20 protein-coding genes are annotated in these 20911 nt (G+C 65.0%); 14 read left to right on the top strand and 6 right to left on the bottom strand.

Features of this window, described 5'->3' with window-relative positions; translation table 11 throughout:
- Positions 1–33 precede the first annotated feature (33 nt).
- The 10 genes from K3178_RS11690 (at position 34) to K3178_RS14330 (ending at position 11651) form a co-directional block, all read left to right on the top strand.
- Positions 34–2706 (top strand): bifunctional [glutamine synthetase] adenylyltransferase/[glutamine synthetase]-adenylyl-L-tyrosine phosphorylase, encoded by a 2673-nt coding sequence (locus K3178_RS11690; protein WP_221571593.1) that lies wholly within the window; start codon positions 34–36, stop codon positions 2704–2706.
- Positions 2703–3173, top strand: coding sequence for a peroxiredoxin (locus K3178_RS11685; protein WP_221571592.1), 471 nt, complete (start codon positions 2703–2705; stop codon positions 3171–3173). The genes K3178_RS11690 and K3178_RS11685 overlap by 4 nt, the downstream gene beginning before the upstream one ends.
- Entirely contained in the window at positions 3170–3958 is a 789-nt protein-coding gene (locus K3178_RS11680) for a ferritin-like domain-containing protein (protein ID WP_221571591.1), read from the top strand. The genes K3178_RS11685 and K3178_RS11680 overlap by 4 nt, the downstream gene beginning before the upstream one ends.
- Positions 3959–4102: 144 nt before the next feature.
- On the top strand, positions 4103–4801 hold the full coding sequence (locus K3178_RS11675) for a M23 family metallopeptidase (protein WP_221571590.1): 699 nt from the start codon (positions 4103–4105) through the stop codon (positions 4799–4801).
- A gap of 178 nt (positions 4802–4979) precedes the next feature.
- Positions 4980–6515, top strand: a complete 1536-nt coding sequence (locus K3178_RS11670; protein WP_221571589.1) for an acyl-CoA synthetase — start codon at positions 4980–4982, stop codon at positions 6513–6515.
- Complete coding sequence (locus K3178_RS11665) at positions 6515–7813, top strand: cytochrome P450 (protein ID WP_221571588.1); 1299 nt, start codon at positions 6515–6517, stop codon at positions 7811–7813. The genes K3178_RS11670 and K3178_RS11665 overlap by 1 nt, the downstream gene beginning before the upstream one ends.
- Before the next feature lie 187 nt (positions 7814–8000).
- Positions 8001–8627, top strand: a complete 627-nt coding sequence (locus K3178_RS11660) for an OB-fold-containig protein (RefSeq protein WP_221571587.1) — start codon at positions 8001–8003, stop codon at positions 8625–8627.
- Positions 8628–8639: 12 nt separating this feature from the next.
- Positions 8640–10394, top strand: coding sequence for a flotillin family protein (locus K3178_RS11655; RefSeq protein ID WP_221571586.1), 1755 nt, complete (start codon positions 8640–8642; stop codon positions 10392–10394).
- 88 nt (positions 10395–10482) lie between these two features.
- Positions 10483–11487, top strand: coding sequence for an agmatine deiminase family protein (locus K3178_RS11650; RefSeq protein ID WP_221571585.1), 1005 nt, complete (start codon positions 10483–10485; stop codon positions 11485–11487).
- A gap of 35 nt (positions 11488–11522) precedes the next feature.
- Positions 11523–11651, top strand: a complete 129-nt coding sequence (locus K3178_RS14330; protein WP_282098865.1) for a hypothetical protein — start codon at positions 11523–11525, stop codon at positions 11649–11651.
- On the opposite strand, the gene K3178_RS11645 is transcribed toward K3178_RS14330, so the two are convergent.
- From K3178_RS11645 to K3178_RS11620, 6 genes are all read right to left on the bottom strand, one after another.
- Entirely contained in the window at positions 11648–11986 is a 339-nt protein-coding gene (locus K3178_RS11645) for a hypothetical protein (protein WP_221571584.1), read from the bottom strand. The two genes, K3178_RS14330 and K3178_RS11645, sit on opposite strands and share 4 nt — an antisense overlap.
- Positions 11976–12962: an acyl-CoA desaturase gene (locus K3178_RS11640; protein ID WP_221571583.1), complete on the bottom strand. Its 987-nt coding sequence runs from the start codon at positions 12960–12962 to the stop codon at positions 11976–11978. The genes K3178_RS11645 and K3178_RS11640 overlap by 11 nt, the downstream gene beginning before the upstream one ends.
- Before the next feature lie 9 nt (positions 12963–12971).
- Positions 12972–13892, bottom strand: a complete 921-nt coding sequence (locus K3178_RS11635; RefSeq protein WP_221571582.1) for a hypothetical protein — start codon at positions 13890–13892, stop codon at positions 12972–12974.
- Between the two features lie 41 nt (positions 13893–13933).
- Positions 13934–14680 (bottom strand): sulfite exporter TauE/SafE family protein, encoded by a 747-nt coding sequence (locus tag K3178_RS11630; protein WP_345719898.1) that lies wholly within the window; start codon positions 14678–14680, stop codon positions 13934–13936.
- Between the two features lie 7 nt (positions 14681–14687).
- Positions 14688–16703: a threonine--tRNA ligase gene (gene thrS / locus K3178_RS11625; RefSeq protein WP_221571581.1), complete on the bottom strand. Its 2016-nt coding sequence runs from the start codon at positions 16701–16703 to the stop codon at positions 14688–14690.
- A gap of 230 nt (positions 16704–16933) precedes the next feature.
- A complete protein-coding gene (locus tag K3178_RS11620; RefSeq protein WP_221571580.1) occupies positions 16934–18595 on the bottom strand; it encodes an alkaline phosphatase D family protein in 1662 nt (553 codons plus the stop codon).
- Positions 18596–18757: 162 nt separating this feature from the next.
- Here K3178_RS11620 and K3178_RS11615 point away from each other — a divergent pair, with 162 nt between their 5' ends.
- The 4 genes from K3178_RS11615 to K3178_RS11600 all read left to right on the top strand — a co-directional run bounded on the left by K3178_RS11615 (position 18758) and on the right by K3178_RS11600 (position 20910).
- Positions 18758–18943, top strand: a complete 186-nt coding sequence (locus tag K3178_RS11615; protein WP_221571579.1) for a hypothetical protein — start codon at positions 18758–18760, stop codon at positions 18941–18943.
- Positions 18940–19545, top strand: a complete 606-nt coding sequence (locus K3178_RS11610; protein WP_221571578.1) for a hypothetical protein — start codon at positions 18940–18942, stop codon at positions 19543–19545. The genes K3178_RS11615 and K3178_RS11610 overlap by 4 nt, the downstream gene beginning before the upstream one ends.
- Entirely contained in the window at positions 19542–19733 is a 192-nt protein-coding gene (locus K3178_RS11605) for a helix-turn-helix transcriptional regulator (protein WP_221571577.1), read from the top strand. The genes K3178_RS11610 and K3178_RS11605 overlap by 4 nt, the downstream gene beginning before the upstream one ends.
- 106 nt (positions 19734–19839) lie before the next feature.
- Positions 19840–20910, top strand: a complete 1071-nt coding sequence (locus K3178_RS11600) for a YjgN family protein (RefSeq protein ID WP_221571669.1) — start codon at positions 19840–19842, stop codon at positions 20908–20910.
- Position 20911: the final 1 nt, after the last annotated feature.

Here is a 20911-nt window from a genome sequence, read left to right as displayed (position 1 = left end):
GCAGGCGAACGGGCTTGGGCAGAGCGCGGAGAGATGGAAGCAGACTGGACCTCGGCGCTGGAGCGCGCACGCAAGCATGCGCCCTTCCTGTCGCGCGGGCTGGAGAAGCTGCCCGCACTTGCCGATCTGCTGGCGGAGGGAAAGGGCGAGGCCGCGCTCGACCGCGCAAAGGCTGCAGGTGACGGAATCGAAGATACCGGACTGGCGCTGCGGCGGGAAAAGCGCGCGCTCGGACTCGTGCTGGCGATCGGCGACCTTGCCGGCGTATTCGATCTGGACAAGGTGATGCGCGAACTCTCGCTCTTCGCCGACAGGGCGCTCCACCGGGCGATCGAGGCCGCGATATCCCGGCGGGTCGAGGGTGCCGCGCCCGATGGCCTGATCGGCCTCGCGCTGGGCAAGCACGGGGCGGGCGAATTGAACTATTCCTCCGATATCGATCCGATCCTGATCTACGACCCGGAGACCCTGCCCCGGCGCGACCGCGACGAGCCGGGCGAAGCGGCGCAGCGCTATGCCCGCGAAGTGGTGCGGATGCTGTCCGAGGTGACCAGCGAGGGGTACGTCTTCCGCGTCGACCTGCGGCTGCGCCCCGCGAGCGAGGTCAGCCCGCTCGCGATCCCGCTCGACGCCGCGATCACGCATTACGAAAGCAGTGCGCTTGCGTGGGAACGCGCCGCCTTCATCCGGGCGCGCGCCTGTGCGGGAGACATCGCCGCGGGCGAGGCCTTCCTCGACCATATCCGCCCCTTCGTCTGGCGCAGGAGCCTCGATTTCGGCGCAATCGACGAAGTGCGCCGTCTCACTCACCGCATCCGCGACAAGCAGACCGGCCCGCGCGAACCGGCGCCGGGCTACAACGTCAAGCTGGGCCGCGGCGGGATCCGCGAGATCGAGTTCTTCGCGCAGACGCACCAGCTTATTCATGGCGGGCGCGATCCGTCCTTGAGGCACAAGCATACGCGCGCGGCGCTCGATGCGCTGGCAGCGACCGGGCGGATCGGCGCGGGGGATGCGCGCGCGCTGGGCGAAAGTTACGACGCGCTGCGGCGGATCGAGCATCGCCTGCAGATGGTCGCCGACCAGCAGACGCACTCGCTGCCTTCAGGCGAGGCGCTGGACAATGTCGCGCGGCTCGATGGATTTGCCGAGGGGCAATCCTGGCTCGCGCACGTCGCCACTCTCACCGCGCCGGTTGCAGCCCGATACGATGCGCTGCTGGCCGAAGACGAGGTTTCGGTCCCCTCGGACAGCCCGCATGTCGAGGCGGCGGAGGTTTCCGCCTCGCTCACCCCCGAACTTGCCGAAAGGGTGCGCGGTTGGACTGACGGGCGCTATCCCCCCTTGCGGAGCACGGCAGCGCTGTCGGCATTCGAGGCGATCCGACCGACATTGCTCGAATCGCTGGCAGCATCGCCCGAACCCGAGCGTGCGGTGGCACGGTGGGAGAGCCTGCTCGAGCGGATGAAGAGCGCGATCAACCTCTTCCGCCTGTTGGAAGCGCGCCCGGGTCTCCTCCAACTGCTCGCCGATTGTCTCACGCTGGCCCCGCCGCTCGCCGACGCCATTGCGCGCAGGCCCGAGCTGGTCGACGCGCTGATCGACCGCAGCGCGCTCGATCTGCCGGGCAGCCGAGAGGAAATCCTCGCCCGCATGCAGCAGGGCGAGCGCGGCGACACCTACGAGGACCGGCTCGACCGTATCCGCATCGTGACCGGCGAAACCCGCTTCGCATTGGGGGTACAATTGATTGAAGCGGCGCATGACCCGCTCGAAATCGCCGCTGCCCTCTCGCGTGTCGCCGAAGCGGCGCTGGAAAGCGCGCAGATTGCAGCGGAAGAGGAGTTCGCGAAGAAGCACGGCCGGATCGATGGCGGCGAACTTCTGGTGCTGGGGTTGGGACGGCTGGGCGGCGGGTTGCTGACCTATGCTTCCGATCTCGACATCGTCTATCTTTTCACCGGAAGTCACGAGGCGGAAAGCGATGGCGAGCGGCCGCTTGGCGCGACGCTCTATTTCAACCGGCTCGCCCAGAGAGTGAGTGCGGCGCTTTCGGTGCCGACGGCGGAGGGCGCGCTCTATGAGGTCGATACCCGGCTTCGTCCGCAAGGGGCGCAGGGGCCGCTGGCGGTGAGCCTTGAGAGCTTTGCCCGCTACCAGAGGCAGGATGCCTGGACCTGGGAGCATATGGCGCTGACCCGGGCGCGGGCGCTAACGGGGAGCGAGGATGCGCGACAAGACATCGATGCGATTCTCTCGAATGTGCTGGCTCGGCCGCGCGAGAAAGACAAGCTGCGCGCCGACCTCCTCAAGATGCGCGGCGAGATGGCGGCGCACAAGCCTGCCAAGGGGGTGCTCGATGCCAAGCTGCTGCGCGGCGGGCTGGTCGATCTCGAGTTCCTCGTCCACTTCCTCCAATTGCGCGATGGCGAGGCCTTGACCCCGCGGATCGACGAGGCGCTGGAGGCGCTGCCCGACCTTTCCGGGCTTTCCGAGGCCCACGCCTTGATGACGCGGCTGCTGGTGGGTACGCGCCTCCTGGCACCCGATCTCGCCATTCCGGGCGAGGCGCCGCAGGCGATCCTTGCACGGCTGTGCGAGGCGCAGGATTTCGAAACGCTGCTCGCCCGCTTTGCCGAGGCGCGGCAGCAAGTGGCCGAACGCTGGCAGGCGATCTTCGGCGAGACACTGGAGCTTGAACCATGAGCACTTACAAAGAAGGCGATGCCTTCCCCGACTTCACCATGGAAACGCCCGACGGAGGCACCGTCACCAAGGCCGACCTTGCGGGCAGGAAAGCGGTGATCTTCTTCTACCCCAAGGACAACACGCCCGGCTGCACCACCGAGGCCAAGGACTTCACCGCGCTGAAGGCAGAGTTCGAAAAGGCCGGCACTTACCTGCTCGGCGTCTCCAAGGATTCGGCGAAGAAGCACCAGAATTTCATCGCCAAGCACGACCTTACCGTGGACCTCGCCACCGATGCCGAAGAGAAGGGCCTCTCCGACACGCTAGGCGTATGGGGCGAGAAGAAGAATTACGGCCGCACCTACATGGGCATGATCCGCTCGACCTACCTGCTGTCCGAGGACGGCAAGATCCTGCGCGTCTGGCCCAAGGTCCGCGTGAAGGGCCATGCCGAGGAAGTGCTCGAAGCCGCACGCTCTGCATGATTTCGGTTGCCAGCGCCATTCGCGACGCGCTGCTGACCGGCGCGACGACCGCCAAGGTCTTCGCCGCCCGCAAGGTCGCGCGCGACTGGCGGATGGGTCGGCTCGACTTCGCTTTCGACGTGCCGATGCCCGACCGCCCGCGCTGGCCCGACGAGCTCGACCTCAGGCTGCCGCGCGACATGCCGCGCCGCGGCAAGGGCGGCAGTGAAAAGGGCCGTATCGCGCTGTGGCACGCGCTGGCCCATATCGAGTTCGTCGCCATTGACCTGGCGCTCGACATGGCCGGGCGATTCGGCGATTCGATGGGCCAAGCCTTTGTTTCAGATTGGCTTTCTGTTGCTGCGGACGAGGCGATGCACTTCGCCCTGCTCGACCGCAAACTCGATTCGCTGGGTTCGCGCTATGGAGCGTTGCCTGCGCACGACGGTCTGTGGCGCGCGGCGCAGGACACGGCCCATGATGTCGCAGCACGTCTTGCGATCGTTCCCATGGTCCTGGAGGCGCGCGGGCTCGACGTCACGCCTGCCACGCTCGAAAGAGTGCGCGCGCAAGGTGATGAAAACGGGGCGAAAATTCTGAAACGAATCCTTGACGACGAAATCCGCCATGTCGGCTTCGGCGCCAAACACTTCCGCGCAATTTGTACCGCGCGCGGCGAGAACCCGCCGGAATCATGGCGAAAATTGGTCAAAACCCACTTTTCGGGAGGCCTGAAGCCACCATTCAACGACTCGGCGCGTTCGGCAGCCGGTCTGTCGCGGGACTTCTACATAAGTATTGTCTGATTAACCTTTGTGGTCATAACCCATACTCACGAGATGCCGGGGGGTTCCGGCGAGATGTGAAAAAGACCGCGATCGGGCCGGGACGCCCAAAGCGGTCAGGGACAAGGGGCGCGGGGCAACCCGCGCCGGACGGACGGGTTTAGCATGAACACCAAGCGCTTCACGCTTGCATTCACCATGGTTGCTGCAGGTCTTTCGATCGCTGCCGCGCCGGCTGCTGCGGAGACCAACCCAGCTGCTGCCGCGACGGGCGCGATCGACATGACCAAGGTGGCCGCACCCGCTTCCGACGATGCCGACGCAGAGTTCACCCAGCTCTTCGCACGCTGGGAAAACCCGGGCCAGCCCGCTGCAGCCACCGTGGCGGCAATCCGCCCGGCAGTTTCGATCCCCTCGCGCATGCCGCTGCTCGATGCACGCATGAGCAGCGATTACGGCGACCGCACGCACCCCGTGCTCAAGCGCCGCATGGGCCACAAGGGCGTCGACCTTGCCGCCCCGACCGGCACCCCGATCTACGCCACGGCCGACGGTTTCGTCTCCAAGGCCGAGCGTTATTCGAGCTACGGCAACTATGTTGCCATCGAACACGGCGCCCGCATCCAGACGCGCTATGCCCACATGTCGCGCATCGCAGTTGCCGACGGCAGCTGGGTCAAGAAGGGCGACATCATCGGTTACGTAGGATCGACCGGCCGTTCGACCGGTCCGCACCTGCATTACGAAGTCCGCATCGACGGCCAGGCCGTGAACCCGGTTCCCTACATGGTTGAATCGGAAGCACAAAAGGCCTTCGCCCTCGCCATCGGCGAAGGCGGCCAGGGCGGCAACGACGAGGAATAGAGTTTCGGTCGCAGAGCCTTTCGGCGACGCACACTAAAAGAGGCGGCGGGTCTGACCCGACCGCCTTTTTTCTTGCCCGCGTTTTTCCTTGCCCAATGCCCGCAGGCGGTTACGTTTCTCGATGAAACCGGACGAATCCCGCAAAGGAGGATCGCCGGGACGAGAGAGAGGACGGCCGATGCACCCGATTACGCACGCCCAGACCCGACCGGACCACCCCGCGATCATCATGGCGGGGAGCGGCGAGGTCATGACCTATGGCCAGATGGATGTCTATGCGAACCACTTCGCGCAACTGCTGCGCGAACGGGGCCTGGGACGAGGCGACCATTTCGCCGTGCTGATGGAAAATTCGTTCCATTACCTGCCCATCGTCTGGGGTTCGCAGCGCGCGGGCACGATGATGGTGCCCGTCTCCACCCGGCTGACCGCGCCGGAGATTTGCTACATCCTGAAGGATGCCGGCGTGAAGCTGCTCATCACCACCCGCAAGTTCGACGACCGGATCGATGCCATCCGCGCCGAATGCGGCGATATGGAAGTGCTGACCGTGGGCGGCGAGGGCGAGGAGAATTACGAGGCGGCGCTTGCCCGGCAAAGCGGCGACCCGATCCCCGACCAGGCGCCGGGGCAGTACATGCTCTATTCCTCCGGCACGACCGGCGCGCCGAAGGGCGTACGCCCCGCCCCGCCCGATAGCGAAGATATCCTCGCGCCCAACCCGCTGGTGGGCCTTGCCATAATGGGTGCGGGCATGCCTGCCGATGGCTCCATGGTCTATCTCTCGCCCGCGCCGCTCTACCATGCCGCACCGCTAGGCTGGTGCACCACCGCGCAGCGGCTTGGCGGCACGGTGGTGGTGATGGAGCATTTCGACCCGGTGCATGCGCTCGAGACGATCGAGCGTTACCGCGTCACCGACAGCCAGTGGGTGCCGACGCATTTCGTCCGCATGCTCAAGCTCGAACCCGAAGAGCGCGAGGGGCACGACCTTTCGAGCCACCAGCGCGCGCTCCATGCCGCCGCGCCCTGCCCGGTTCCGATCAAGCGCGCGATGATCGAATGGTGGGGGCCGATCATCAACGAATATTACGCCGGGTCCGAAGGCGTGGGCATGACGCTGATCAAGGCCGAGGACTGGCTCGAACATCCAGGCAGTGTGGGCAAGGCGATCTACGGCACGATCCATGTCTGCGATGGCGAAGGGAACGAGCTTCCCGCAGGCGAGGACGGGCTGCTGTTCTTCGAGAACGACACCATACCGAGCTATCACAACGACCCCGCAAAGACCGCCGATGCCATGCATCCCAAGGGCTGGATGACGCTGGGCGATATCGGGCACCTGGACGAGGACGGCTATCTCTTCCTCACCGACCGCAAGAGCCACATGATCATCTCGGGCGGGGTCAACATCTACCCGCAGGAGATCGAGAACCTGCTGGTCACGCATGACAAGGTGATGGACGCCGCCGTGATCGGCGCGCCCTGTCCCGATTTCGGCGAGAAGGTCGTCGCGGTCGTGCAGCCTATGGACATGGACGAGGCAGGCGAGGCGCTGGAAGCCGAACTTCGCGAATTCCTCGCGCCCAACCTTTCCAAGGTGAAGATGCCTAAGCTGTTCGACTTCCGCCCCGAACTGCCGCGCGAGGCCAACGGCAAGCTCTACAAGCGCGAGCTGCGCGACGAATATGCGAGGCAGGCGGAGGAAGCCTAATGGCGACGCAGGCGAAGCCCCGGCTTGATCCGCAAACCGCCTATGCGATCATCTCGCCCCTGAGCTATGCGGACTGGGATCCGCTGCTCGATACTTTCGATGTGCTGCGCGAGGAAAAGCCGGTCGCCTGGGTCGAGGATCCGGAAAACCGCCACCCGCCCTTCTGGCTGGTCACCCGCTACGACGACGTGATGCGGATTTCGAAGGACAATGCGACCTTCCTCAACAATCCGCGCACGGTTGTCTTCAGCCTCACCGAGGGGATCGAGTTCGCCAAGGCCTTTTCGGGCGGCAGCGAGCATATGGTCGCCAGCCTCGTCACCTTCGATGCGCCGATCCACATGAAGTATCGCAAGCTGACGCAGGAATGGTTCATGCCCAAGAGCCTCTCCCGGATCGAGGAGGAGGTGCGCGAACTGGCGCAGCGGACGGTCGACCGGCTGATCGAAGCAGGACCGGAGGCCGATTTCTGCAAGCTGGTCTCGCAGCCCTATCCCTTGCACGTCGTGATGCAGATCCTCGGCGTACCCGAGGAAGACGAGCCGCGCATGCTGATGCTCACCCAGCAAATGTTCGGCGGGCAGGACGAGGACCTCAACCAGTCGGGCATGAAGGATTTGCCTCCCGAGGCGATCACCCAGCTGGTCGCGGGCGCGGTAAAGGATTTCGAGGCCTATTTCGCGAAGCTCACGGCCGAGAAACGCGCCAATCCGACCGACGATGTCGCCAGCGTGATTGCCAATGCGACCGTCGACGGCGAGCCGCTCAATGACCGCGACATGATGGGCTATTACATCATCGTCGCCGCCGCCGGGCACGACACCACCTCGGCCAGCACGGCGGGCGCGATGCTGGCGCTGGCGCGCGATCCCGAGCAATGGGAGCGCGTGCGCGAGGATCGCTCGCTCCTGCCCGGCATCGTGGAAGAGGCGATCCGCTGGACCAGCCCCGTGCAGCATTTCATGCGCACGGCAGCCGAAGACACCGAAGTCGGCGGGCAGCAGATCGCCAGGGGCGAATGGCTGATGATCAATTACGTCGCCGCCAATCACGACCCCGACCAGTTCGAGAACCCGCGCCGGTTCGACGCGAGCCGCAGCCCCAACCGCCACCTCGCCTTCGGGGCGGGTGCACACCAGTGCCTCGGCCTCCACCTCGCGCGGCTGGAGATGCGCATCCTGTTCGAAGCGCTGCTCGACCGGATCGAAACGGTGGAGCTGGCAGGCGAGCCCAAGCGCGCCAAATCGACCTTCGTCGGCGGGCTCAAGACGCTGCCGCTGCGCATTACGACGAACTGAAGTCGAAATACGGATAATCCAAGTCAAACCCGCGCAATTGCGGGAAAAATCGAACTCGGTTCGTCGCATATTCCTACGGAAGATCGGTGGAATTTGCTAAGTGAACCACATGACTACAACAGTAGGACGATCCGCTTTCGGCTGGTGCCGGGGGCCGGTATTTCCTACGCCAATGAAAGGGGGTTAGATGACATTACTGGAGCCCTATAACGCGCCCTTCGCGATAGCCTTGTTGCTGATGGCGGCGCTGCTGGTGATCCAGGTGCTGGGCGTGCTCGATATCGACATCGATATCGACACCGATGGCGATGGAGCCATAAGCGCGGGCCCCGTCGACGGGCTGCTGACGCTGCTCGGCCTCGGCCGGGTACCACTTACGGTATGGCTGGTCGTGTTCCTGTTCTTCTTCGCGGCCCTCGGCCTCGGGATACAGGAATTGGCAGAAGGCTTCACCGGCGGACCGCTCGACGCATGGCTGGCGGGTGTCCTTGCAGGCGCCGCTGCCCTGCCGGTGACCTCGCTCATCGCGAGGCCCTTGGGCCGCATCCTGCCGCAGGACGAAACCAGCGCGGTCGGTATCGACACGCTGGTGGGCCGCCGCGCGGCAATCACCGAAGGCATAGCGAGGGCAGGTTCGCCCGCCCGCGCCCGGGTGAAGGACGTGCACGGCCAGTCGCATTACGTGATGGTCGAACCGCACGAGGGCGCATCCGAATTCCACGCCGGCGACGAGGTCCTCCTCGTCCGCCGCGAGGAGAACACTTTCTACGGCACAGCGCTGGCAGAACGCCGCCTGTCGCCTGCTCGAAACTAAGAAGGAGGAGAAATGGACATTCTATCCAACACACTGGTCCTGATCGTGGCCGGCGTCATCGCCGTGCTCACCCTGGGACTGTTCCTGGCAAAACTCTATCGCCGCGCGTCGAAGGAAGTCGCCTTTGTGCGTACCGGTGTCGGCGGCGAGAAGGTCGTGATGAACGGGGGCGCTCTGGTGCTGCCGGTCTTCCATGAAACCATGCCGGTCAACATGAACACGCTCGTGCTCAGCGTCGTCCGCCGCGACGGCGAGGCGCTGATCACGCTCGACCGCCTGCGGATCGACGTGAAGGCCGAGTTCTACGTCCGCGTGAAGCCCGATAGCGAAGCCATCGCCATGGCCGCGCAGACGCTGGGCCAGCGCACGATGCAGCCGGAAATGCTCAAGGACCTCGTCGAAGGCAAGTTCGTCGACGCGCTGCGCAGCGTTGCTGCGGGCATGACGATGAACGAGCTGCACGAACAGCGTGCCGACTTCGTCCAGAAGGTGCAGCAGGTGTCGTCGAACGACCTCGCCATGAACGGCCTGGAGCTTGAATCGGTCTCGCTGACCGGCCTCGACCAGACGAGCATCGAGCACTTCAACGCCAACAACGCCTTCGACGCCGAAGGTCTCACCAAGCTGACCGAGCAGATCGAGGCGCGCAAGAAACTGCGCAACGACATCGAGCAGGACACGCGCGTGCAGATGGAGACGAAGAACCTCGAGGCAGATGCCCGGAGCTTCGAAATCGGACGCGACAAGGAATATGCCCGCCTCCAGCAGGAGCGCGAGGTGGAAATCCGCCGCGCCGCGCAGTCTTCGGAAATCGCCCGCGAACAGGCCGAGCGCCAGCGCGAGGCCGATGCCGCGAGGATCGAGGCCAAGAAGCAGGTCGACGCGCAGCAGATCGAGGCCGACCGTCTCGTCGAAGAGGCGCGGATCGACCAGCAGCGGGCGCTCGAAATCGCCCGGCAGGAGCAGCAGATCGCGGTGCAGAACAAGAGCCGTGAGGAAAGCCAGGCCAAGGCGGAAGCCGACGAAGCCCGCGCCAAGGCGGTTGCCGCCGAGGAGCAGGTTTCGACCAGCCGCGAGACCGAGATCGCCGAGCGCATGAAGCGCATCGAACTGATCGAGGCTTCGAAGCAGGCAGAGCGCGACGCAATCAGCGTCCGCGTGGAAGCCGAGGCCGAGAAGGATGCTGCCACCAACCGCGCCGAAGCGCTGCGTCTCGAAGCGCAGGGTGAGGCCGAGGCCGAGAAGCTGCGTGCAGAAGCTGCGCGTGTCCGCTTCGAAGTCGAAGCTGCCGGTCAGAAGGCGATCAACGAGGCGGCCAACATCCTGTCCTCGGACCAGATCAGCCTGCAGACCAAGCTGGCGCTCCTGAAGGTGCTCCCGGACCTCGTCCGCGAAAGCGCCAAGCCGATGGAAGCGATCGAGAGCATCAAGATCGTCCAGGTCGACGGCCTTACCAACGGCGGCGGGAAAGGCGGCTCCGGCGGAGCAGCCGGTACCGGCGGCGGATCGGGCAACCTCGCGACCGATGCGGTCAGCGCAGCACTCGCCTACCGCGCGCAGGCTCCGGTGCTCGACGGGCTGATGAAGGAACTGGGCCTCGACGGCTCGAGCCTGAACAGCCTGGTCAAGGGCCCGGCCGAGCAGACCGGCGGTTTCGAAGCCGACAGCGACGCCGCAGAAGCCAAGGAAGAGCCGGCCGTCAAACCGCGGGCGCTTCCGGCAAACGGCAAGTCGAAGAAGGATGACGGCGAGAAAGCCGACGCCTGATCGACCGGCGATATGCAAAGGGAAGGGGGCGCTTCGGCGTCCCCTTTTTTGTTGCCTAGCCCCGCCGGGCGCGCCTAACCGCAGCGCTATGAGCGATACTCCCCGATGGACCATGCCCCCCGAATGGGCGCCGCAGGACTGGCTGTGGATCGGTTTCCCGCACGATGCCGACGAATGGCCCGAAGTCCTGCCGCGCGCGCAGGAGCAGATCGCCGCTTTCGCCAATGCCGTGGCGGTGAGCGGGCAGGAAGTCCGCCTGCTGGTGCGCGATGCCAATAACGAGCAGCGCGCGCGCGATCTCGTCAGCGGCGCGGTCAAGCTGGAGCGTCTGACCTATGGCGATGTCTGGTTGCGCGATACCGGACCGCTGGTGCTGGCGGACCTCACCGGCCACCGCATGGCGCAGCGGTTCGGCTTCAACGGCTGGGGCGGGAAATATTTGATGGATGGCGACCAGACGGTCGGTGCGCAGCTGGCAGAGGACGCCAGCCTGCCGCTCGAAGTCGCCGACTGGATCCTCGAAGGCGGGGCGATCGATGGCGACGGCACCGGCCTCGTTGCGACCACCGAGCAATGCCTGCTCAACCCCAATCGCAACCCGCAGCTTTCGCGCGAGGATATCGAGGAGCGGCTGGAACGCGACCTCGGCTTCACCCGTGTGCTCTGGCTCGGAGAGGGGCTGATCAACGACCACACCGATGGCCATGTCGACAATCTCGCGCGCTTCGTCGGGGCGAATACGCTCGCGCTGCCCCGCGCGACGGGCAAGGACGATCCCAACGCGGATATCTATGCCGATGCCAGGGCCCGCGCCGAAGAGGCAGGGGTGACGGTGAAGGAAATCCCCTCGCCCGGCCTCGTGACCAGCGGCGACCGGGTGGAGCCGGCAAGCTACGCCAATTTCGCCATTACCAGCCATCTCGTAGTGGTGCCGACCTTCGGCAGCCCGCATGACGAGGACGGCGTGGCGGCCATCGCCGAACTCTTCCCCGATCGCGCAACCATAGGGGTTCGCGGCGATGCGGTGCTGGCAGGGGGCGGCGGATTCCACTGCGCCAGCCAGCAAATGCCCTCTGCCCGGGCGCGAATTTAACCTTTCGTTAGGAATTTGGGCGGAGAATAGGCGTCATGGCAAAAGCTATCGCTCTCGCACGCATCCATGTCCCGGCGCTCCCGCTGGGCGAAATGGCACGCGTCGCGCTGGTGACCGGCTGCGGCCTCGCGGCGATTTTCGCCGGACCCGCACTGCCCTTCTAAAATTTTCCCGACATCGCCAGGTGGCTACGACCGTTTCTGTAGGCGGCAATGATGCTGCGCGGTCCGTAGAGCATGCCCGCGACCACCAGGAACCGACACAGCAGCCGCGCGCCCCAGTGATCGTAGCAGCGGCTACCAAGCTCCCATGCGGCCAGCCGGCATTCGTCCGCGGCCGAAAAACCGTATCCGGTCAGTTCGTGATTGCGGTCGTGGACGGCCAGAGCCTCGCGCCGCCACCGGAAATTCGGCAGCGGCAGGACGAGATCGCCCAGCCGTGCAAGCCAGACGCTCTCCTCGCCCGTGTCGAGCCGGTATGGCCGCTCGTCAGGCGACATCCGCCCTCCCGCAGACCTCGGCCTGCCCCGGCGCGGTGACCGAGAAGGCGCGCTCGCTCATCGGGCTGATGCCGGGGCGCGGGGGGAGGTTGGAGGGTAGCTTGATGTCCCACGCCAGTCCCAGCTTCTCGAGCAGGCGGATGAACTGGAAGCCGAGGTCGATCTGACCCGGATAGAGGCCGTGCGCCGCCGAGCGCGGGAAAGCGTGGTGGTTGCAATGCCAGCTCTCGCCCATAGTCGGGATCGCCATGATCGGGACGTTGTGCGCCTGCAGCGCCGCGCCGTCGAGATGCCAGTCCTGCGGCCCGCGGCTATGCGCGAAGTAGGAAATGAACCAGTGCATCGTGGTGCAGGCCGCCACGCGCACGATTACGCCCCACACTACCCACGCCCAGCCGCCGATCGCGAACAGCGCAAGCGCAATGGGGATCTGGTGCAGCATCCAGGTCTTCTGGAGGAAGCGATAGAAGGGATCGCCCGCGATCTCCGGCCCCGGATCGAACCCGGGTGGGCGGTCGAGGATGAGCTTGAAATTGAGGTAGTAGAAGCCTTCGATCCACAGCGGCTTGCCGTGGCGAAGGAACCAGTGGCAGTCCTCCTCGCGCTGCGCCCAGTCGCGGCTGTCATGCAGGCCGATGGTCCAGATCGGGCCGCCCATGCCGACCAGCGTGCCCATGTAGACCAAGGTGCGCTCGAGCCATTTGGGGCATTCGAAACTGCGATGGATCAGCCGGCGGTGGAAGCCGACCGAATGGCCCGCGCACAGCGTCACTGCACTCAGGGCCAAAAACACCGCGAAGGCGCCCCAGGTGAAGTATAGCGGGCCGAGGATCAGCGCACCGAACAGGAAACTCATGTTCCAGATCGAGCGCGCCGGGTCCCACACCACGCGCCCCTTGTCGGGCCGGGCTTCGTCGAGCCCGGTCAGCGAATTGACCTTGAAGGCTTCGCTCCCTGTTTGCAGTGCGCGTCCCATAACCCCTCCCTATTCGAGTTCCTCGACCGGATGGCGCGCGATGATCTCCTCGATGAAGAAGCGCGCCGAATTCTTCGTCGCCAACTGCTGCACCGGCCCGAAATACCACACCGGATCGAGCGTGCGGCGCGACAGCACGGTGAGGTGGATCTTGGTGCCCCCATCCGCCACCGGCTCGAAGCGGATACGCGTACCGTGGACGTCGAGATAGTTGGCAAGGTAACTGTCGTTGCGCGTGATCTCGGTCGCGATGGTGCGCGTCCCCACCTCGGTGATTTTTACATGCATCTCGCCCTTGTGGACATTGGTGAAGCCCCAGCGGCGATAGGTGAAGTGGAGCTTGTGGACGTCACCTGCGGCAAGGCTGCTTGCCTCCACCCGGTCGGGCAGCGGGAAGAGCTTCAGGAACCAGTGCCGCTCGCCGGAAAAGGTGATCGGCTCGGCCATGTTCGCTTTAAGCTCTGCGACCGACTGCGGGCTGTAGGCGGAGAAGGTTTGCGCCTCCTCCCGCTCGAAGGTCGTGGCGGGAATCAGCCCTTCGGCAGCAGCGACCAGCACCAGCGCCGGGATCGCGACGACCTGCAGCCGGTTCTTGTCCTCGCGGCGCTTGAGCAGCCATGCGAACACGAAGGCCAGAGTGGCGAGGAAATAGTAGATCGGCATGAACATCAGCACGCAGATGAAGCCCTCGAACAGGAAGGCCGAGGTCAGCAGGAAGCCGATGGTGACGATGCGCAGATGGTTGAGGAAATCGGCGACCACGCCTTCGCCCTTCGCGCTCGGCACGAGGAAATAGAGCGCAGCGGAGAACACGAAGGGCACGAGGATATAGACCAGCGTGCTGGTGGCAAAGTCGCTATCGAGCAGCGTTCGCAGCACGATCGCCGCGACCCCGCATGCGAAGACTATCCTGACCCCGACCCGCTCCATATGGCCGGTTTAGCGCTTTTCGGGCGCTTGGACAGGTCCTTTCAGGCGAAAGCCTTCCACAGCGCCGCCAAGGCAGCGCCGCCGAGCACAAGCCCCACGCAGATGCGCCAGGTCCGGTCCTCGATCCGGCCCGATGCGCGGTTGCCCAGCCAGTTGCCCAGCAGCACGGCGGGGAAGAGCAGTCCGGCCAGCACCAGTTGCGACCATTCGAGCACGCCCAGCGCCGCGCCGCTCGCAATGCCGGCGGTCGAGGCGCAGGTGAAGATCAGCATCATCGATGCCTTGGCCACCTCGCGCGGGATATCGCGCCCGACATAATAGGGCACCACCGGCGGGCCGGGCATGCCCGCATAGCCCGTCATCAGACCGCTGAGCACGCCGACGCCTGTGGTGGTCGCCGGATGGTGGTCGAGCGCGCCGCGACGGGGAAGGAGGACCGCCGCAAAGGCCGACAAGGCAATCCCTGCAATCGCCACCCGCGCCACGTCGGTGCTGGTGATGCTGAGCAGGTAGAGGCCGACCGGCGTCGTCACCGCCACCAGCGCGATGATGACCCAGGCCGACCGCTCGGCTCCGCGCAACAGGCGGCGGATTTCGGACACACCGATAAAGACCGAGAGGAAGTTCGTCAGCAACACCGCGTGGATCGGCGAGAGCGCCAGCGCGAGGATCGGCACCAGCAGGATCGCCATGCCGAACCCCGTAAGCCCGCGCACGAAGGCGGAGCCGAAAGCGGCCAGCAGCGCGGCGATTATGGCCGCCGCCGAATAGCCGCCGATCAGCTCCACGAGCCGTTTAGCCTTCGCGCAGGTCCGGGGGGGTCGCTTCGGCCTTGATCATCGCGATCGCCTCGTCGAGCGGCATCACCTTCTGGTGCTGCTGGCCCAAGGTGCGCACGGCAACCGTGCCTTCCTCGGCCTCGCGCATGCCGACCACCAGCAAGTGCGGCACCTTGGCGTGGCTGTGCTCGCGCACCTTGTAGTTGATCTTCTCGTTACGAAGGTCGCTTGAAACGCGGATACCGGCAGCTTCGAGCTTGGCGAGTGCTTCCTTGGCATAATCGTCCGCGTCCGAAACGATGGTCGCAACCACCGCCTGCGTCGGGGCGAGCCAGACGGGCATGCGGCCCGCGTAATGCTCGATCAGGATGCCGATGAAGCGTTCGTACGAACCGAAGATCGCGCGGTGCAGCATGACCGGGCGGTGCTTCTCGCCGTCCTCGCCGATATAGCTCGCATCGAGCCGTTCGGGCAGCACGCGGTCGCCCTGGATCGTGCCGACCTGCCAGGTGCGGCCTATCGCATCGGTGAGGTGCCATTCGAGCTTGGGCGCATAGAACGCGCCTTCGCCGGGCAGTTCCTCCCAGCCGAACTCCTCGTTCATCATGCCCGCTTCTTCGACGGCATCGCGCAGTTCCTGCTCGGCCTTGTCCCAATCGGCATCGGAGCCGAGCCGCTTTTCGGGGCGCAGTGCAAGCTTGATCGCGAAGGTAAAGCCGAAGTCCTTGTATACGCTTTGTGCCAGCTTGCAGAAGGCGCGGACTTCCTCGACCACCTGGCCCTCGGTGCAGAAGATATGCGCATCGTCCTGCGTGAACTGGCGCACGCGCATGAGGCCGTGAAGCGCGCCATGCGGTTCGTTGCGGTGGCAGCAGCCCATCTCGCCCAGCCGGATCGGCAAGTCGCGATAGGAGGTGATGCCCTGCTTGAAGACCAGCACATGCGCGGGGCAGTTCATCGGCTTGATCGCCATCCAGTCGGCGTCCTTGGCGACGCTGGGATGCGCACCCGCACCGCTGTCGTCGACTTCGGGCACCATGTCGGGCACGGCAAACATGTTCTCGGCATATTTGCCCCAGTGGCCCGACTGCTCCCACTGGCGCACGTCCATCAGCTGCGGCGTCTTGATCTCGCGATAGCCCGCGCCGTCCATCTTGCGGCGCATATAGGCTTCGAGCTCGCGCCAGATGCGATAGCCGTTGGGGTGCCAGAAGACGCTGCCATGCGCCTCTTCCTGCAGGTGGAAGAGATCCATTTCGCGCCCCAGCTTGCGGTGGTCGCGCTTGGCGGCCTCTTCCAGACGCGTGAGATGCGCGTTCAGCTGCTTCTTGTTGAGCCAGCCCGTGCCGTAAATGCGCGTGAGCTGCGCATTCTTCTGGTCGCCGCGCCAGTATGCCCCGGCAACACGCATCAGCTTGAAGGCCTGCGGGTCGAGCTTGCCCGTGCTGGCAAGGTGCGGGCCGCGGCACATGTCGAGCCAGTCTTCGCCGCTGCGATAGACCGTCAGCTCCTCGCCCTCGGGAAGTTCCTTGGCCCATTCGGCCTTGAAGACCTCGCCCTCGGCTTCCCACTTGTCGATCAGCTGCTGCCGGCTCCAGACTTCGCGCGTCAAAGGCTTGTCGGCCTTGATGATGCGGCGCATCTCCTCCTCGATCGCGGGGAGGTCGTCCATGCTGAACGGCTCGCGAGTATCGGGCGCCTTCACATCGTAATAGAAGCCGTCGTCCGTCGCCGGGCCGAAGGTGATCTGCGTGCCGGGGAAGAGCGACTGGACCGCTTCGGCCAGCACATGCGCGAAATCGTGGCGTGCGAGTTCGAGCGCGTCTTCCTCGTCACGGGTTGTGACCAGCGCCAGTTCTGCATCGCCCTCGAAGGGCCGGTTGATGTCGCGCAGTTCGCCGTCCACGCGCGCGGCGATCGCGGCCTTGGCGAGGCCGGGGCCGATCGCGGCGGCGACATCGGCAGGCGTGCTGCCGCGTTCCATTTCGCGCACCGAACCATCGGGCAGGCTGATCTTGAGCAGTTCCGTCATCGTCTCATCCGTTACGTTGCGAGGCCCATGACACAAAGGGCCACGCGCTTGAAGCGGCGTTTCAGGGAATTTCGCGATTTCGGGAGGAAACGCCTGCCACCCGAAACCGGGCGGCGGAGCGTCGCGTCAGTTCGCGACCGCCCGCCCCCGGAAAGCCGGGGTGGTGGTGGTAGTGGTCGTGATGCGCTCTTGCGTCATGGGCAGTGAGATAGCGGCACCGGGTTAAAATCTCAAGACAGGTCGAGCATGCGCCGGTTCGCGCCGGTCGCAATGGTCGTGGTTGCGGTAACGCCCGCGCCCTTGTCGCGCACGCTCGCCACGAAGCGATGTTCGGCCGAGGCGCGCTCGGGCGTGAGTTCGACGACCATGTAGCCGCGGCGCGAGCTGTCCATCCATTTCAGCTGGCTGTTCGTCCCCACGATGGCGCGTTCGACATTGGCCGGAGGGATCGAGCCCAGCGCGCCCTCGATGCCCGGCGAGGTGACCGAGGTGCCGCCGAACTCCACGCCCACGCGCTCGCCTGCGAGATCGAGGTCGAAGGCCCAGGCATTATGCGTGTCGCCCGCAAGGCTGACGATATTGGCATCGGCCTCCAGCGCATCCCTGAACAGGCGCGCGCGGGCGGCGGGATAGCCGTCCCACGCGTCCATGCTGCGCGGCAATTCGGCGCGGGCGGCAAGCGCACCCTGCGTGATGTAGCGGCGGATGAAATCGGGCGTTCCGGGCGGCATGGCATCGGCGAAGGCCGGCGGGGTCATCACGCTTCCGAGCAGCACCTGCTGGACCAGCACCTGCCACGGCTTGCCGTCCTTGCGCGATTGTTTCATCCCCGCCGAAAGCCATGCGCGCTGGCTGGAGCCGAGAATTTCGCGCGAGGGATCGGTATAGGCACCATCGCGGAACGCCACGAGCGCGGCCTGCGCCTGTCCGGGATCGTCGATCCCTGCGAGCACCTTGGAAAAATCGAACTGCTCGGCGCGGGCGGTGAGGCGCGTTTCGAGCCGGAACAGCGTGGCGAGGTCGCCGACCTCGTAGGTCGCCCAGTCCTCGTCCGATACGGGCATCCATTCGCGATAGGCGCGCTTGGCGGCGGCCTTGCGCACCGACCATTCGCCTTCGGTTTCGCTCTGGTGGTTTTGCGCACCGCCGGCCCAGCTGTCGTTGGTGCTCTCGTGGTCGTCCCAGCCCGAAATCATCGGGAAGAGCTGGTGGATGCGGCGAAGGTCCGGATCGCTGCGATAATTGGCATAGCGGGCGCGGTAGTCGGCCAGCGCAACGATTTCGGTCTGTGGGTCGAGCCAGCGGCCGGGCTGGATCTGGTTCTCGCCGGGATAGGTGCCGAGAGGGTATTCGTAGAGGTAATCGCCGAGGTGGAAGGCGCAGTCGAAATCGTCGGCCCTGGCAGCGGCGGCATAGGCGTTGAACCAGCCGAACCCGATGTTCGAGCAGGAGAACACCCCCATCCGCCAGCGCGCGGTGCGGCCTTCGGGAAGCGTCCTGGTTCGCCCCTCGTCCGAGATCGAACCGTCGGGCGATACGAAGCGGTAGTAATACCAGGTGCCCGGCGTGAGGCCCGTGGCCCAGGCCTTGGCGCAGAAGTCGTTTTCTGGCGATGCGACCACTTCGCCCTCGGCCACGAGTCTGCGTGTGCCGTCGGCGGAAAGGAGCTGCCATGTCAGCGGCACGTCCTGCCGGTGCACAAAGCGCGTCCACAAGAGCACACGGTCCTGTCCCGGCTCCCCGCTTGCCACGCCATGCGTGAACCCGCCCGCCGTGCTTTGCGCTGCCAGCGGCGCTCCCATGAGCCCCGCACCCAGCACGCCGCCCTTCAGGAACAGGCGGCGATCGAGCGGCGGAATCTTGGCCGACTGGGGTGGCTCGGTGACGGACATGGGCGTGGGTTCTCCTCTCACCCCAATGCCTGCGCCCGATTGCAGAGCTGTGACAAGCGGAAACTTCATCGCGACAAGCGTCCATGCCATTTTGGAAAGCAGGCTTGACATGCTCGACGAATCATGACAAACACACTTTACATCAAGAAAAGGACCCTTGCCATGAAACAGTATCGTGCCCCCCTCCTCCTCGCCTTCGCGATGATCGGGATTGCTGTGCTCTCCATATTCGAAATCGTGCCTGCGGAGGTGGCGCAATATGCGCCCTTTCTCCTCCTTGTCCTGTTCCCCGGCGCCTGGTTGCGTGATCGCAACTCCTGCAATCTTCTGAAGCGGAGCCGGGCATGACCGCGACTGAAAAGCCTGGGTTCACCCGAACAGTCCCGTTCTGGGCGGGACTGACCTTCGGGACCTTCGGCGCGGTCATGGGGCTTGCGCTGACCGATGCCATCAACGCGACGACGACGATGATCATGATGATCGTCCCGGCGGCGCTGTTTTTCCAGACGATGCGTGCGGCCGGTCGCAGGGCCGCCTGCAGCGGAAGGGGCGAGGCGCAGCGCCTTTATGTCAAGCGCGTGGCCATCTTCGCCTCGCTCTACCTCGTCGTCATCGCATTGCAGGTCAGCCTGCTCGACGATGGCGAAGCCTCGCTGGCCGTGCGCGCCGGGCTGTCGATCATGCCGGGCCTCGCGATCTGCGGGGTGTTCTGGGCTATCGGGCGCCTGATCGTCGAGGAGAAAGACGAGTTCATCCGCACGCTGATCATCCGCCAGACCCTTATAGCGACTGGCTTCGCCTTGGCCTCGGCAACCATCTGGGGGTTCCTCGAAGCGGGTGAAGTCGTGCCGCATATTCCGGCCTACTGGTTCGCGGTCGCCTTTTTCCTCGGACAGTTTTTCGGCGCAATTTCCAATCGGATCACGCACGGCAGCTGGGGTGCATTGTGAAGAACCGCCTCAAGGTGCTGCGCGCCATGCGCGACTGGAGCCAGCAGGACCTCGCCGACCGGCTCGAAGTCAGCCGCCAGAGCGTCAACGCGATCGAGACGGGCCGCTACGACCCCTCGCTCCCGCTCGCTTTCCGCATCGCCGATGTGTTCGAAATGCCGATAGAGGAAATTTTCGAGCGCGATTGACAGCGCTCCGCTTGACTTGGGCGACCCCCTTATCGAAACTCATTTCCGGACGGGAAATCACTGACATTCGATCTGGGGGGTCGCCTTGAATACACAATATGAACAGATGCAGGCCGAAAGTGCATTCGGCTTCGACGGCACGTGGCAGGATTTTGCCAGGATTGCCGTGCCCAATCTCCTGCTGACCATCGTCACGCTGGGCATCTATCGCTTCTGGGCGACCACGCGCGAGCGCAAGTACCTCTGGTCGCATACGCGCTTCGTCGATGAACGGCTCGAATGGACGGGCACGGGCAAGGAACTCTTCATCGGCTTCCTGCTGGTTCTGGTGCTGTTCGTGCTCCCGATTTCGCTGTTCGGCTTAGTCCAGCAGGCGCTCATCGCGCGCGGGTACGAGGGCGTTGCGATCCTTGCGACCCTTGGCCTGTTCTTCGGCATCCTTTACCTCACGGGCGTCGCCTATTTCCGCGCGCTGCGCTATCGCCTGTCGCGCACGCGCTGGCGCGGCATCCGCGGCGGCAGCGACGACCAGGGCTTCAAATACGGCTGGTCCTATACGTGGAAGACGCTGGTCGGCCAGTTTGCGCTAGGCCTGCTGGTCCCCTGGTCGATGACCAGCCTGTGGAACGAGCGCTGGAGCAAGATGAGCTTCGGGCCCTACCCGTTCGAAGCCTATGCCGATTCGGGCAATATCTTCGCGCGCTACCTGCTGTTCTATCTCGCCCCGATCCTGCTGTTCGTGGCGATGGCCATCGCGGCAGTGACCGGCGGTGGCATCGGCGCGGGCCTTGGCGGCGACACTGGGCTCGGCATAGGCATGGGCCTCGGCATCATCATCGCGCTGTTCGTCTGGTTCTTCGCGCTCGGCCTGATCGCGGCGGCCTTCTATGCGAAATATTACCGCGAGGTTGTCGGCGCGACCCACTGGAAGGATCTCCATTTCGGGTTCGAAGCGTCCACCATGGACTGGATCAAGCTCTATATCGGCGACTTCCTGCTCGTGGTGCTGACGCTGGGGCTTGGATACATCTTCCTGAGCTACCGCCACTGGAAGTTCTTCATCACCCACATGGAAGCGGGCGGAGACATCCTGCTCGACGAACTGACCCAGTCCACCACTGCGACTGCTCGCCATGGCGAGGGCCTGCTCGACGCCTTCGATATCGGCGCGATCTGAG

Origin of the sequence: Qipengyuania sphaerica, assembly GCF_019711595.1 — a bacterium.
GTDB lineage: Bacteria > Pseudomonadota > Alphaproteobacteria > Sphingomonadales > Sphingomonadaceae > Qipengyuania > Qipengyuania sphaerica.
Note: the sequence above shows the minus strand (reverse complement) of the source record. Positions and strands in the feature narration are given on the sequence as shown.

Excerpts from the sequence above, each read along its gene's own strand:
- K3178_RS11690 (WP_221571593.1), top strand. The coding sequence starts at position 34 with ATGGAAGCAGACTGGACCTCGGCGCTGGAGCGCGCACGCAAGCATGCG.
- K3178_RS11685 (WP_221571592.1), top strand. The coding sequence starts at position 2,703 with ATGAGCACTTACAAAGAAGGCGATGCCTTCCCCGACTTCACCATGGAA.
- K3178_RS11680 (WP_221571591.1), top strand. The coding sequence starts at position 3,170 with ATGATTTCGGTTGCCAGCGCCATTCGCGACGCGCTGCTGACCGGCGCG.
- K3178_RS11675 (WP_221571590.1), top strand. The coding sequence starts at position 4,103 with ATGAACACCAAGCGCTTCACGCTTGCATTCACCATGGTTGCTGCAGGT.
- K3178_RS11670 (WP_221571589.1), top strand. The coding sequence starts at position 4,980 with ATGCACCCGATTACGCACGCCCAGACCCGACCGGACCACCCCGCGATC.
- K3178_RS11665 (WP_221571588.1), top strand. The coding sequence starts at position 6,515 with ATGGCGACGCAGGCGAAGCCCCGGCTTGATCCGCAAACCGCCTATGCG.
- K3178_RS11660 (WP_221571587.1), top strand. The coding sequence starts at position 8,001 with ATGACATTACTGGAGCCCTATAACGCGCCCTTCGCGATAGCCTTGTTG.
- K3178_RS11655 (WP_221571586.1), top strand. The coding sequence starts at position 8,640 with ATGGACATTCTATCCAACACACTGGTCCTGATCGTGGCCGGCGTCATC.
- K3178_RS11650 (WP_221571585.1), top strand. The coding sequence starts at position 10,483 with ATGAGCGATACTCCCCGATGGACCATGCCCCCCGAATGGGCGCCGCAG.
- K3178_RS14330 (WP_282098865.1), top strand. The coding sequence starts at position 11,523 with ATGGCAAAAGCTATCGCTCTCGCACGCATCCATGTCCCGGCGCTCCCG.
- K3178_RS11645 (WP_221571584.1), bottom strand. The coding sequence starts at position 11,986 with ATGTCGCCTGACGAGCGGCCATACCGGCTCGACACGGGCGAGGAGAGC.
- K3178_RS11640 (WP_221571583.1), bottom strand. The coding sequence starts at position 12,962 with ATGGGACGCGCACTGCAAACAGGGAGCGAAGCCTTCAAGGTCAATTCG.
- K3178_RS11635 (WP_221571582.1), bottom strand. The coding sequence starts at position 13,892 with ATGGAGCGGGTCGGGGTCAGGATAGTCTTCGCATGCGGGGTCGCGGCG.
- thrS (WP_221571581.1), bottom strand. The coding sequence starts at position 16,703 with ATGACGGAACTGCTCAAGATCAGCCTGCCCGATGGTTCGGTGCGCGAA.
- K3178_RS11620 (WP_221571580.1), bottom strand. The coding sequence starts at position 18,595 with ATGTCCGTCACCGAGCCACCCCAGTCGGCCAAGATTCCGCCGCTCGAT.
- K3178_RS11615 (WP_221571579.1), top strand. The coding sequence starts at position 18,758 with ATGAAACAGTATCGTGCCCCCCTCCTCCTCGCCTTCGCGATGATCGGG.
- K3178_RS11610 (WP_221571578.1), top strand. The coding sequence starts at position 18,940 with ATGACCGCGACTGAAAAGCCTGGGTTCACCCGAACAGTCCCGTTCTGG.
- K3178_RS11600 (WP_221571669.1), top strand. The coding sequence starts at position 19,840 with ATGCAGGCCGAAAGTGCATTCGGCTTCGACGGCACGTGGCAGGATTTT.